Consider the following 14,039-nt stretch of genomic DNA (forward strand, 5'->3'; position numbering starts at 1 on the left):
ACCGTTTCGTATTATCTAATAATTTGAATCCAACCTTTGGTCACCTCTGACCCATCGCCAAGGTCAAGAAGATAGAAATAAGTTCCCCTCGGTAAATCACCATCATCGCCAGTACCCTTCCAGGTATTGTCATAAGCCGTTTGTTCAAAGACCATATTGCCATATCTATCAAAAACGCTCAGTCTACTATTCGGGAAGTTTTGGTAACCGACCAAAATCAGATTATCATTCACCCCGTCACCATTTGGCGAGAACAAATTGCAAATCGTACCGATGTCAGTGCATTCACTTCGGCTTGCCGTTAAATCGACCCTTGAACTATTATTACCACTTTCAATATCAGCCGGCAAAGAGTCGACCAAGGTAGCTACATTGGTCAAGGTGCCCACTGTTCTAATGGCAACGGTGATATTCAAGGTCACCTCTTCTTCTGGCAACAATTCATCTATTGACCACAAACCCGTGCCACTATCATACGTGCCTTTTGATGCCGTACTTGATATGAATTCAAATCCCATATCAGCGGTTATGATATCCTCAACCAGAACATTTATGGCTCGGGACATACTAAGATTGGTCACGGTAATCGTAAAGGTAACCTCTGTATTTAGCAGTGGCGCGATAATATCAACCGTTTTTTCAACTTGAATATCAACGGGATCAGGATTACAATCAGGTGTCAAGAAGGGGTCACAAGCATCTAAGGGATCAGTGGCTTCTTCTGGTATGGCGTCGGTGGCGGGATCATCTTCGATGAGAACCTCTTCGCCATCGGTAAGACCGTCACCATCGGTATCAGGATTGTTGGGATCGGTACCTAAATCGTTTTCTTCAGCGGTAGTAAGCCCGTCATTATCACAATCACTATCTGCAAGTGGTGTTCCCCCCACGGAATCACAATCATCTAAAGGATTGGTGCCATCGCTGACTTCTTGGCCATCCTCAACACCATCGCCATCGGTATCCGGGTTATTTGGATCTGTACCTATTTCTTCTTCTATATCATCATTAAGACCATCAGAATCGGCATCAAGTAAGCAGTTGACGACCATGATGGTTACATCAATCGATTGATCTGTACATGGTGCAATCGCACCGGTTGTCGTAAAGGTAAATTCATAGGCCCCCTCGGACAATCCATCAAAATCGACCTCATTTTCAGCATTGATCACCAAGACACCTGAAGGGTCTGTTTTTATGGACCAAACCCCTGCATCAGCACCTGTAAGGGCACTATCCAAGTCTAAAATGGTTGTATCGTTAGGGCCAACATTGTTACACCCAAAAACATTCGTAGGAACACCGGTTGAAGGTTCAATATTGACCGTAGCCATCACCTCAACCCTTTCAGAGGGACATCCATTTGCCGTAGCCTCGACAAAAAAAGACGTTGAGGCCTCTAAGATGGGCGTTGTAAAGGTGTTCCCCGTTCCTAAAATGGTAGTACTCGTAGCAGTGGCATACCAGTTCAAGGTAGCCCCGACACTGGCACTAGCCATCAAATCCACTGTTCCCTCTCCGCATCTTGTGGCACCATTTGTGTCCTCGATTGTCGGCGTTGTATTCGAGACCAAGGTGATGCTTACCGTCGGACTTGCACAATCCACAGCATTGGTAGTGTCGGCATCATCAAAATAAAACCCAAAGTAAGTACTTGCAACGGTTACTATGCTGCTTCTATGTGCACTTACCTGTAATGGGTCGGGATTCGTACTCCAAGTTAGTACGCTTCCTGCGGGTGTATTCCCCAATATGTAATCGTTTAGATCGACATCGATATCATCACAAAAATTGGTGGGTAAGGTGGTATCCAATGTGGGTGCCACATCCCCTGCATCACAAACAACGGAGCAATCGGTTACCGTAATGGTCAAATCCACACTTTGATTGATACAAGGGGATACGGCATCAGTGGTCGTATACCGGAATATGTAATTACCTTCGGCCAGTCCTTCAAAATCCACAATATTGCCATTTCCTATGGAAACACCTCCATTGGAAGGATCGTCGATTAAAGACCAACTACCAGGATCCGCACCGTTCAATTGATTATCCAAATCTATAGAAGTAGGCTCGCCAGTACCCGCTACGTTACAAATGGCTGCATTCGTTGTAGTGCCTGGAGCAGGTGTGCTGGAGGCGGTTATTTCAATTTCCAAAGCTGGGCTGGCACAACTATTGGCATTATCAAAAAAGAAACCATAATAAATTCCAGCCGTGCTCACAACGCTACTTGGCAAATGCGTATTCGCATCGTCTAAATTCGTACTCGACTCACTCCATCTCAAAACCGCACCCACCGGTACCGTACCCAAGGTATAATCATTCAAGTCTTTATTGAATACATCGCAAAATGTGGTGGGCTCATCAGTATTACGTATCGGGGCACTGGTGCCTGCCGAACAATCATCATCATTCAAAATGGTCACCAAAGCAGTATCTGAAATATCAATGGCAAATGCCGTATTACCAAGACCCGTAATGGCTACCCCTATGGTTTCGTCTTGTTCAATAAGACCATCTGATGTAGGGGTAATCATGAAGGATTCCGTTTCACCGGCCGTTCCGGAAAAAATCAATTGTTGATTGACCACAGGGTTGTAATCATTGTCAGCCAATGTCGCGGTATTGTCCGATGTGGAAACCGCTATACTAAAGCCGTTAGCGACAGGGTTGTCCAGAATGGCGGATATGGTTATCGGGCCTGCATCTTCTATACCTGAAACATCTTCTATGGTCACTGAAGCTGAATCGTCATTTAAAATTTGGCCTATTCCCTGGCCATCGTTTATAGTTGCACCTGTTACCGTACGAAGGTTAATTTCAAAGGTTTCGTTATTCTCTACCTTTACATCCCCATTTACCGATACCGTAATTTCAGTTGATGGACTTCCGGCAAGAATGACCGCATTGCCCGAAACGATTTGTGCATAATCACCATCGGCAAAAGTGGCGGACCCATTTCCGGTTCCGTATGTAAAGTTGATATCATTCAAGGCATTTGAACCGCCATCAATACTAACGGTAAAAGCAAAGGCCGTTGTTCCATTGTCATCCTCGTCTAGACTAATATCATTGACACTAATAGCATCTAGATCATCGTTTTCAATAGTACCTATACCTTGGCCATCAGAAATGGTCGCACCGCTTACGGCACTTAGGTTTACAAAAAAGGTCTCATCAGGTTCAGGTGTATTTTCACCGATAACCTGAACTGTCACCTCGGTATCGCTACTTCCGGCCGTAATTGTTGCGTCGACATCGACCAAAGCAGAATAATCGCTTCCCGAAGTTGCGGTATTATCAACGGTATTTACGGTAATATCAATATCGTTGATGGCATTAAAGCCCCCATCGATACCGATCGTAAAAACAAATTCCTTTGTTCCATTGTTTCCTTCTTCGAGTCTCACGTCATCGATACTGATCGAATATAGGTCATCACTGACAATGGTCACCGTATCACTTCCGTCAGAACCGACAGTATAGGCTGCAGCTGGGGTCAATGTGAGTACTACCGTCTCATCGGGCTCCACTATAGCATCATTGTTGGGAATAATTTGGATGATACCCGTTTGTGAATCATTCCCTATTTCAACAGAGCCTAATATGGTCGTGTAATCGTTCGTAGCGGCAGTTCCACCGATACTATACATCACAAATACGGAAGACCCTGTAGTGTTTACTTGATCAAGGCTTACCGTAAACGTACCGGGAACACTACCTGATTCATTTGTGGTATTCACCGTAGCCTCAATATTGGCCTCAAAGACATCATCGTCTTGATTGGTAATCGTCAAATCAGCAACGGATATTGCAGAAAAAGCATCATAAATGGGGTCTGCTGAAGTTGGATTGCCAGTAAATAAGAAATATATCTGATCACCATCGACCAAGGTATCATCTTCGCCGGTGACGGTCAATACAACTCCGGACTGCCAATTGGTATTGTTCAATATTATGTTTTCCGCACCAGACCCCTCTGTATCGTCATAGCCACTTATGGGAATGTTCACTGGTGCCAATGGTTCACTGCCCAAGGTAAAGGTAAACAGGGCCGTTCCATCTGGTTCTGTAGTCGTACCTGTAGTTGTCGATACATTGATACTTGCAGTATCATCGTCAATATTCGTGACTTCCAAATCTGGAATCGTACTGCCATCCAATCCGTTATAAAAGGGATCCGTTGAGCTTGTAGTGCCCGTGGTCAAAGTATAGGTTTGGTCCCCATCATCAATGAAATCATCTACCCCCGTAACCACTAAATCGACACCGTCACTCCAGTTAGAACTATTTAAGATAATTTCATTAGCGCCACTACCCTCGGCAGGAACATAACCTGATATCGGAATGGTGACCGCGGCTGAAGGCTGTGAATTTAAGGTAAACCTAAAGGTAGCTACTTCGCCATCTTCTGCGGTGTCACCAATCGATGAAGAAACATTGACACCGACAGTATCATCATTTAAGAATGAGCTTGCACCAATTGCATTTGATATGGTCGCATTTGACGATGGGTTCGATAGGGTCACCGTAATTTCCTCATCGGGTTCCGCAATGAAATCACCATTGGTCGTTACTTCGACAAATTGGTCGTTGTTCGTAAAAATCGGAAATACGATGGTTCCCGACAGTCCATTTTCATTTCCTCCCGAAATCAAGTAGTTGACCGTTACTTGTTGAAACGGAGCCACAAAATCAGGTTGATCTAATGAAATGGTAAAGGAAATGGAAGAAGTCGCGGTATTACCTTCATTAACAGAAGCTGGTGAATTTATTGCTATTTGCTGTGCTCCACAATAAAAACTTATTATGAAAAAAAATAAAAACGAACAAGCGTTCTTTTTAAAATAGGAAACCATGCTCAATACCATTGATTCTCAATAAATCCCTGTTAATTTAGATTGGTTTTGGGGAAAGTCAATATTACTAAAAAAACATCCATTTCACCAACATGATAGCCAAAACCACTTTTAATTAGGACAAAATACCAATTCGTGTTTATGCGATTACCGCAGATGCGGTATTGGCAATAGGTTCTATTTTTCTGACCAGACCTTGAAGCACTTTTCCGGGCCCTACCTCAACAAAGTTCAATGCACCATCTTTCACCATATTTTGCACACTTTGTGTCCATTTGACGGGAGCCGTTAATTGTGCGATTAAATTCTGTTTGATATCCACGGAATTCGTGATGGCGGTCGTCGTTACATTTTGATAAATAGGGCAGTCCGGCTCGTTAAAAGTGGTATTCTCAATAGCAGCTGCCAACTCTTCACGGGAAGGTTCCATCAATGGAGAATGGAATGCCCCACCTACCGGTAATAACAATGCCCTTCTCGCACCGGCTTCCTTCAATTTTTCACAAGCTTCGTTTACAGCTTCCACCTCACCAGAAATGACCAGCTGGCCCGGACAATTATAATTCGCCGGCACGACAATACCGTTTACAGCCGCACATACCTGCTCAACCACCTCATCATCCAACCCCAGAACAGCGGCCATAGTACTTGGTTGCAACTCGCAGGCCTTCTGCATGGCTAAAGCGCGTTGGGAAACCAACTTTAGTCCGTCTTCAAAATTCAAAGTACCATTTGCCACCAAGGCCGAAAATTCACCCAAGGAATGTCCCGCCACCATATTCGGAGTGAAATTAGCGCCCAATACCTTACTTAAAATGACCGAGTGCAAGAAAATAGCGGGTTGGGTAACCTTTGTTTGTTTCAGGTCTTCTGGTGTACCCTCGAACATAACGTCGGTAATGGAGAAATCTAAAATGGCATTGGCCCTTTCAAAAAGTTCTTGTGCAAGGGGGTATTCTTCATATAAATCAAGTCCCATTCCCACGAATTGGGCTCCCTGTCCTGGAAAAATATAAGCGTTCATTTTGTATTTTTTGATGGGGCTAAAATAGCCAATTATTTAAACCATCCGCTGTATTTGACATAGTTATTGGCAATACGGTCAATTTCACCTGAGCTTAACTCAGGACTGATATCCTTTAGTTTTTTTGCAGGCATACCTGCATAGATCGTTCCCGATGAAACATGGGTACCCTTGGTGACGACAGCACCTGCCGCGATGATCGAATTACTTTCTATGATACAATCATCCATAACTATGGCCCCCATGCCTATCAAAACATTATCTTCAATGGTGCAACCGTGAACAATGGCGTTATGACCTATAGAAACATTATTGCCAATCGTAGTCGGGGATTTTTGATAGGTACAATGGATCACTGCCCCGTCTTGCACATTTACCTGGTTTCCCATTTTAATGAAATGGACATCCCCCCTTAGCACGGCATTGAACCATATACTACATTTCTCGCCTATCTCGACATCACCTACTAGGGTGGCATTTTCTGCTATAAAACAATCGGCTCCTATTTTTGGTGATTTACCGTTGACTGAACGTATGATCATGGTTAGTGGTTAGTGGTTAGTGGTTAGTGGTTAGTGGTTAGTGGTTAGTGGTTAGTGGTTAGTGGTTAGTGGTTAGTGGTTAGTGGTTAGTGGTTAGTGGTTAGTGGTTAGTGGTTAGTGGTTAGTGGAAATTAATGAATTCGCAAGTTATCAAAACTATCCTTCATATTTTCAAACTACTAGCTTACCACTGTCCACTATTTACTGCTCCTTACTCCTTACTCCTTACTCCTTACTCCTTACTCCTTACTCCTTACTCCTTACTCCTTACTCCTTACTCCTTACTCCTTACTCCTTAAAACTATTTAAAATAGGCCAAAAGTTCCGCTTTTCTTGAAGCGGAGACCGACAATTCCTTACCGTTTGAAAGTATGACACTACCTCCCTTACCTTTCTTATACTTATGTATTTCGTTCACATTGACCAAATACGATTTATGTATTCTTGCAAAAGGAAACTCCTTTAGGGTATCCTCAAAGTATTTCAAGGTTTTACTTACTACTATTTTCTTTTCTTGTAAATAAATCTCGGTATAATTATCATCGGCTTTACAAAAATAAATATCGGCAACCTCCAAAACCTGAAAACCATCTTGTTGGGGCAGCGTGATCTTACCTTCGGCCTTTTTAAGTCTTGCTTGTAACACCTTACCTTCCAAGGCATTTTCACCTGTTTTGATATCGTGTACATAGTCAACCGCTTTGATCAACTCATCAATATTGATGGGTTTCATCAAATAGTAGGCGGCATGGTTGTTCAGGGCATCCATGGCATATTGATTGTAAGCGGTTACGAAAACCGTTTCAAAAGTACGTTCGGGTACCTGATCCAATAAGTCGAAAGCGTTTCCGAATGGCATTTCAACATCTAGAAACACCAAATCGGGCTGGTGCTTTTCTATCAGCTCGAGACCTTCTTTAATGGTAGCAGCTTCACCCAGCAGCGTTATATTCTGGCAATACTTCGTCAGGTAGTTTCGTAATATTTCCCTGCTATTTGCCTCATCTTCTACTAGTATCGTTTTTAGTTTCATGCTCAAATCTTAGCTATTGGTCCTAATCTTTCTTTAATTTTAATACCACCCTTGTCCCGGTTCCGTTTTCATTTAGGTCATGGATGCTCACAGCGACTTTATTACGGTACATCTCATTTAAAATAGTTATACGCTTCTTTATGTTGCCCATGCCCTTTGAGCGCTGCTTTCTTTGGTTTTGGGTTTTTAATTCGGCTGACTTGCGGCGACCGATACCGTTATCGGTAATTTCAATCTGCAGTAATTCGGGGGTAAGTTGTTTTACATTGATCTTTAAATATCCTTTTTCCTCCTTATACCGCAAGCCGTGCCAAATCGCATTCTCTATGTAAGGTTGTAATAACATAGGGGGAATTTCAAAGGCGTTTATATCGATACCGTCTTCGATGATGACCTCATAGTCAAATTTCTCAGGAAAACGGGAATGCTCGAGTTTTGTATAAAGTCGTAATAATTCCAACTCTTTTGAAAACGGGATAAAATCTTCGTCAGAATTTTCAAGTACGGTCCGCATCAAAACGGAAAACTCACTCAAAAAACGATTGGCACTACGTTCATCACTTTTTGCGATATAGTTGTTTACCGAATTGAGTGCGTTAAAAATAAAATGAGGGTTCATCTGCGAACGCAAAGACCTCAAAGCCAACAGATTATTTGCCAGCTTTTGCTGGTTATTACTGCGATAGTAAAAGAATGTGGCCAAGGCAAATAGCAACATACCAAATAATAGGGAATAGATGATCAATTTTTGGCGCTTGTTACTTTCTTCAAATAATTGTTGCTCGGTTACCGCAAGACTATACTTGCTTTGAGAAAGCTCTCGTTCTTGTTCCAAACTTGAAATTCGATTTTGTTTGGTCAAAATTTCACGATTCATACGTGCCAACCTAGATATTTCTTGCTCTTTTTTTGAGTATAGGCTATCTACGATGGCACCGTATTTTTGATAGTTTTCAAAGGCCTTCTCAAAATCACCTTTGTACCGATATACTTCTGATAGCTTACGGGTTGCATCCTTCTGAACCACCAAGTCGTTGTCTTTATCAGCCTCAACGATACTGCGCTCTAAAAAGGGTATTGCCTCACTTAGTTTATCTTGCGAAAGGTAGGCATTGGCAATTTTATAATTGATGCGCTGTGAAGTAATGGAATCCCCTTCAACAATACCTTTTGCTTCACTCGACACCTTTTCGGGTGGTAATTGCTCCAATTCCTTTAAGGTTTGTTTCCGTAATTGTATCTCGTCTTTAAATCGATTTGATTGGTTGTAAAAATCAGCTACCTTTTCACTCTCTTGTATCGCCCGTCTCGGTGTTTGCTTTTTTGAAAGGGATAATGAATTGTCATAGTAGCCTTGGGCCTCAATTTCCCTGTCTGCGGCTGCATACGCATCTGCAATCTTAGAATTCAAATCAATCACTTTTGGTGATATCTGATTTTTTTCGGCAACTTTCAATCCTTCACCGTAAAAATCGAGGGCTTTTTCTAGATTCCCCATACCTTTATAGGTATCCCCCAATCCTTCATACAGCGAAATTCTTTGGTAAGGCACCAATTTTCGCAGCTTCAATACAGGTAGAAATACTTCTTCGGCCTGCTCGAAATCTTCATTCAATAAAAATGCTTTTCCTAGGGCTAACACTGACTTTGTCGTTTTTTGTGCGGTAATGGCGTCTTGTAGATTCGTTATGGCCAAATCATACTGTTTATGGTATATATAAATCTCCCCAAGCAGTGTCAAAGCCTCAGCTAATTCTTTTTTATTACCTCGAACACCCAAGGTAGCCATGGACTGCGCCACAAAATCTATACTTTTTTCAATATCGATTTTCTTATAGAAGTTGGCAGAATCAAGACCAATTCGATACCTATTCGGGGTAGCCCCCCTATTTTTAGACGACACCTCATAATCCTCGACCTCTACGACAATAGCTTCATCTGAAGTTATGCGATGCCGCACCGTCTCAAAATCAGGACTTTTGAAAATAATGATATCCCCAATTCGGGCATTGATCACAAATTCGCCAAATGCATTGGTGGTCACATAAATGCCTTTATCCGTAGAGACCTCAACACCAGAAATGGGCTTATAGGTTTCTTTGGCCCGAACCGAACCCTTTATTTGAACTTCGCCAGTTGCATTTGAATTTTGCGAAAGACCCAATACCGGCAAAAGAAAAAATAGCATCCATATGTATAGAAATCGCTGCATAGTTGTTGTAACCTCAGGTAAACTTACTTGATTTAATGCGGTTTAAAAAATGGGGATTTCTAAAAAGGTGGTCTTGAACCCAGCATTTTTACTGGTTTACTAAAACACCAATCTCACACGCTCAATGGAAATACCCTTTTGCTCATTCCTAATTTTTTTCAGTATTCGTTAATTCTAGTTTTGACACTCAATCATTGAATTATGAAAGAAGCATTGAGAAAGAAGTACCTAAAAGTCATTTTAGTTTTGGTCTTGGTATTCGCAGCCCTTTTTATTTCGAGGCTGTTATACGGTAATTTTTCAAACACCGATACCACCCACCAGAATAATGTGACACATACAGGGGATACCAGTGGTTTTGTTGCTGATGTAGCACTTCGAAAAAATTATGCCACAGAAAAAGTTTTGAACAATAACGGCCCTTCCATCGTTCAAAGCGACCAGAAATATGAAAAAATAGCGGACATTATCAGCTACACGACCTTTTTTGACCAAAAAGAAAAAGTGTTACGAAATGAAATTGAAAAGTATCAAGGCCTTGTTCAGTTTGAAAATAAATTTGGGAACGAAGGCCATCGTACACTTAGATTAATCGTTGGGGTACCACCAAAAAACTTTGATTCCATCTATCAATCCCTGATACAAGTTGGGCATACCGTCTCTAAACAGGTAACTAAAAACGATAAAACAAATGAGTACCGTGAATTAAATGCAAAAAGGGAAACCTTGGAAAAGGTCAAAAACGCCTTGATGGAACTCAAATCAAAAGGAGGTACGATCAATGACTTTATCCAATTGGAAAATAGGATTTTGGAAATTGAGCAAGAGTTACAAATGTTAGGGGTCAACCTGGGAAACTTTGATACCGAAAACGAATTCTGTACGGTCAAGATCGTTTTGAACGAAAAAAATCAAATACCCCTTTCGCAGTTTGACAAAATATACTCGGCCCTTGGTTGGACATTGACGGTGTATCTCAAACTATTGGCAATACTTTCATTACTTATGTTCCTTGCCCACTTAACGATTACTTCAATTCAAAAATTAAATAACAAATAGATATGAAAAATTTTAAAAACACTTTACAAATCGGTATTGCACTTTTGGCATTACATAGTTGTTTTGCACATAACACAAAACCTGAACCCGTTTTTGGGAAACAAAGGCTTTTAAAAGTAGAAACGCCCAAAACCGAAAAACCTGCAAAGCAATATGTGAAGATTGCGTTGTTATTGGATACCAGTAATAGCATGGATGGTCTTATCAACCAAGCGAAAGCCCAACTTTGGGATATCGTCAACGAATTCACCCATGCAAAATGTGGTAATGATAGCCGGCCCGATCTACAAATAGCTTTATACGAATATGGTAATGACGACCTTTCCTCAAGGGAGGGTTATATTCGCCAGGTCATTAATTTTAGTGGCGACCTTGATGAGATTTCTGAAAAGCTATTCTCCCTGACCACCAACGGTGGTGAGGAATACTGCGGACAAGTCATACATACCTCATTAAAGCAATTGGAATGGGGCAAAAATGAGGACGATCTTAAAATGATTTTCATAGCTGGCAATGAACCGTTCACCCAAGGTAAATTAAACTATAAAGATGCCTCTTTGGCAGCAAAAGAAAAAGATGTAGTGGTCAATACGATTTTCTGTGGCAATTACGAACAGGGCATAAACAGCAAATGGAAAGATGGTGCAATCAGTACGGGTGGGGAATACATGGCCATAGACCATAACCGTCAAGTTGTCCATATTGAAACCCCCTATGATAAGGTCATCATTCAATTGAACTCAAAACTGAATAAGACTTATGTATCGTATGGTGCTTTGGGTGCCTCGAAGGTAGCGGCCCAATCAAGTCAAGACAATGAAGCCTATGGACTTCATGAAGAGGTTGCCGTAAAAAGGGCAGTCAGTAAAAGTTCGAGGCTATACAACAACGCCAAATGGGATTTAGTGGACGCCTCGGAAGAAGATGAATTTGATGTCTCAACATTGAATGAAAAAGATTTACCAAAAGAGTTACGGAATAAATCAACCAAGGAAATCGAGAAGTACATTGCAGGCAAAAAAGCAGAACGCACTAAAATCCAGAAAGAAATTCAAGAGCTGAACAAAAAGCGTCAGGCCTATATCGCAAAAAATCAAAAGCAGCAAAAAGGGGAATTGGAAAATGCCATGTTAAATGCCATAAAAAATCAAGCATCCAACAAAAACTACAAATGGGAATAATAGTTGAAGTAGCGAAAAGCCCGTCGAAATCGACGGGCTTTTCAATTCGTTAATAATTTGCGGCCGGGCAATAGCAATCGTAACGATTCTCGGGTTTCTCGCCAAGGTCAATACCTAAGGTGATTTGATGAAAACCACCATTATCAAAACGGATGTCGCCCGTTTGATAAGAATAATTATATGAAATCAAAAAACGATTGATGTTCACACCAACAATGGGCGTGAATAATTGTAGGCGCTGTTCACCAAAAGTTCCATCTTGCTGAAATTGTGCACCGTCAAAGCTTCTGCGATACGACAACCCACCCCAAACTGTTGCATTGCCAATATCACGATACACCTTTGCATTCAAATCTATGGTGCGTTCTTCGGTGAATTCGGTCAATTGAAACAATACGGAAGGCTCTACGCGAAACTTGCTTTTACCAAAAACATAACCGGCAGATATCAAATACCTTCTTAAATTGTCAAATTCGGCAGCGGTATACAAATCCCTGCCAGTACCTAAAAGGTTCAACACGGCAACATGTGCATAGAATTCTAAATAATTGTACGATGCACCCAGATCAACATTGAAATAACTGGTTGTATTCTTAGTACCCGTTATTATCGGATCGGGAATTACGGACCTGAACTCAGTCTCATCGAGGCTACTCAAAATCACCCCGGCACTCAAACCAAAAGATAATTGGTTCAACGTTCTAAAATCACCACTTAGGCGTAAATGATGTGCATAAGTACCTTTAAATCCGGTCTGTGAATGGAATCCATTACTATCATTGAATAGAATCCCACCAATACCACTACTCTCACCAACCCTAAAATGGGCATTGAAGGTTTGTAAACTAGGGGCTTCATCAACATTAAACCACTGTTTTCTTGCGGTCAAACGTATTTTACCACCTTGACCAATACCCGCCATTGAAGGGTATACCAGATAATAATTATCCGCTAAGTAATCGAAATAAACGGGGATTCCCTCTTGAGCGCGTGCATTTGCACCTACCAATAGGGCGATAATCAATAGTGTCTGCAGTTTTTTCATCAAGGATAAGGGGCTAAAAATTAAGCACTGCGCTGTTCAAACAACTAGTATAACGGTTTAAATGTAACATTATTATATCTTTTCATCCCCACTTTTACTTTGTATTTTTGCTAAAATTAAGGCTATGAAAGAATACCATATTACACTAATAGAAACCAATAACCCCGCCATATTGAAATTTGAGGCAAACCATTTTCTGGTAAAACAGAACTATGAGTTCAAAAACATAGACGAAGCTAAAAACTCGCCATTGGCCCAACAGTTGTTTTACCTACCCTTCATAAAAACGGTATATATTTCAGGTAATTTCATAGCCTTGGAGCGTTATGACATCGTGCAGTGGAATGATGTCAAAGATGAAGTGGCGCAACAGTTGGTAGAGTATTTAAATGCTGGTGAACCTATCGTAAATGAACCTGAAACCTCAAAGAAAGTGGCGGTCACGGTTTACGCAGAGGTCACTCCAAATCCCGCAGTAATGAAATTTGTCGCCAATAAGGCAATCGTACCCTCCATTTTTGAATTTAAGAACATTGATGAGGCCAAAGATTCCGAATTGGCCAAACAACTTTTTCATTTTCCATTCGTGAAAGAGGTTTTCTTTGACCAAAACTATGTCTCGGTAACGAAATACGATGTTGCTGAATGGGATGAGATTACCATGGAGGTACGGGAATTTATCAGGGATTTTCTCGCTGAGGGAAAAGAAGTCGTTTCCGCCGAAGCGAAACAAGCTGAACCGACCAATGGCAATCCCGATTTGGAGGGAAAAGAGGTCGTTCACGATGACACTTCAAAACAGATTATCGACATTTTGGAGGAATATGTGAAACCTGCGGTTGCCAGTGATGGTGGAAATATACTTTTTCAGTCTTATGAAGAGCAAAGCAAGACGGTCAACGTCATTCTTCAAGGTGCATGCAGTGGCTGCCCGTCTTCTACATTTACCCTTAAAAACGGTATTGAGACCATGCTAAAGAATATGCTGGGCGATAAGGTACACGAAGTTGTTGCCCTCAATGGTTGATTTTTAGGTTTCATTAAGCAACAAATCGTTCAGAATTTCATAAATTCAACAAAA

The 14,039-nt window shown here is 41.4% G+C and carries 9 protein-coding genes; 3 read left to right on the forward strand and 6 right to left on the reverse strand.

Annotated features, from left to right (window positions below):
- Positions 1 to 11: 11 nt before the first annotated feature.
- From AACM45_RS06815 to AACM45_RS06835, 5 genes are all read right to left on the reverse strand, one after another.
- On the reverse strand, positions 12 to 4,694 hold the full coding sequence (locus tag AACM45_RS06815) for a T9SS type B sorting domain-containing protein (protein WP_339141602.1): 4,683 nt from the start codon (positions 4,692 to 4,694) through the stop codon (positions 12 to 14).
- Between the two features lie 307 nt (positions 4,695 to 5,001).
- Positions 5,002 to 5,886, reverse strand: a complete 885-nt coding sequence (gene fabD, locus AACM45_RS06820) for an ACP S-malonyltransferase (protein WP_339141604.1) — start codon at positions 5,884 to 5,886, stop codon at positions 5,002 to 5,004.
- 32 nt (positions 5,887 to 5,918) lie between these two features.
- Complete coding sequence (locus tag AACM45_RS06825; protein ID WP_339141606.1) at positions 5,919 to 6,428, reverse strand: gamma carbonic anhydrase family protein; 510 nt, start codon at positions 6,426 to 6,428, stop codon at positions 5,919 to 5,921.
- Positions 6,429 to 6,729: 301 nt separating this feature from the next.
- Positions 6,730 to 7,461: a LytR/AlgR family response regulator transcription factor gene (locus AACM45_RS06830; protein WP_339141608.1), complete on the reverse strand. Its 732-nt coding sequence runs from the start codon at positions 7,459 to 7,461 to the stop codon at positions 6,730 to 6,732.
- A gap of 22 nt (positions 7,462 to 7,483) precedes the next feature.
- On the reverse strand, positions 7,484 to 9,673 hold the full coding sequence (locus AACM45_RS06835; protein WP_339141610.1) for a tetratricopeptide repeat-containing sensor histidine kinase: 2,190 nt from the start codon (positions 9,671 to 9,673) through the stop codon (positions 7,484 to 7,486).
- A gap of 201 nt (positions 9,674 to 9,874) precedes the next feature.
- On the opposite strand from AACM45_RS06835, the gene AACM45_RS06840 reads away from it, so the two are divergent.
- Together AACM45_RS06840 and AACM45_RS06845 are read left to right on the forward strand one after the other, a co-directional pair.
- A complete protein-coding gene (locus AACM45_RS06840; protein WP_339141611.1) occupies positions 9,875 to 10,732 on the forward strand; it encodes a DUF4349 domain-containing protein in 858 nt (285 codons plus the stop codon).
- Between the two features lie 2 nt (positions 10,733 to 10,734).
- On the forward strand, positions 10,735 to 11,913 hold the full coding sequence (locus tag AACM45_RS06845; RefSeq protein ID WP_339141612.1) for a vWA domain-containing protein: 1,179 nt from the start codon (positions 10,735 to 10,737) through the stop codon (positions 11,911 to 11,913).
- 49 nt (positions 11,914 to 11,962) lie between these two features.
- On the opposite strand, the gene AACM45_RS06850 is transcribed toward AACM45_RS06845, so the two are convergent.
- The gene (locus tag AACM45_RS06850) at positions 11,963 to 12,958 is read right to left on the reverse strand and encodes a PorP/SprF family type IX secretion system membrane protein (protein ID WP_339141613.1); all 996 of its coding nucleotides are present in this window, start codon (positions 12,956 to 12,958) and stop codon (positions 11,963 to 11,965) included.
- Between the two features lie 124 nt (positions 12,959 to 13,082).
- On the opposite strand from AACM45_RS06850, the gene AACM45_RS06855 reads away from it, so the two are divergent.
- Entirely contained in the window at positions 13,083 to 13,985 is a 903-nt protein-coding gene (locus AACM45_RS06855; RefSeq protein ID WP_339141614.1) for a NifU family protein, read from the forward strand.
- The last annotated feature ends 54 nt before the right edge of the window (positions 13,986 to 14,039 follow it).

The organism is Croceitalea sp. MTPC5, assembly GCF_036985505.1.
Lineage (GTDB): Bacteria > Bacteroidota > Bacteroidia > Flavobacteriales > Flavobacteriaceae > Croceitalea.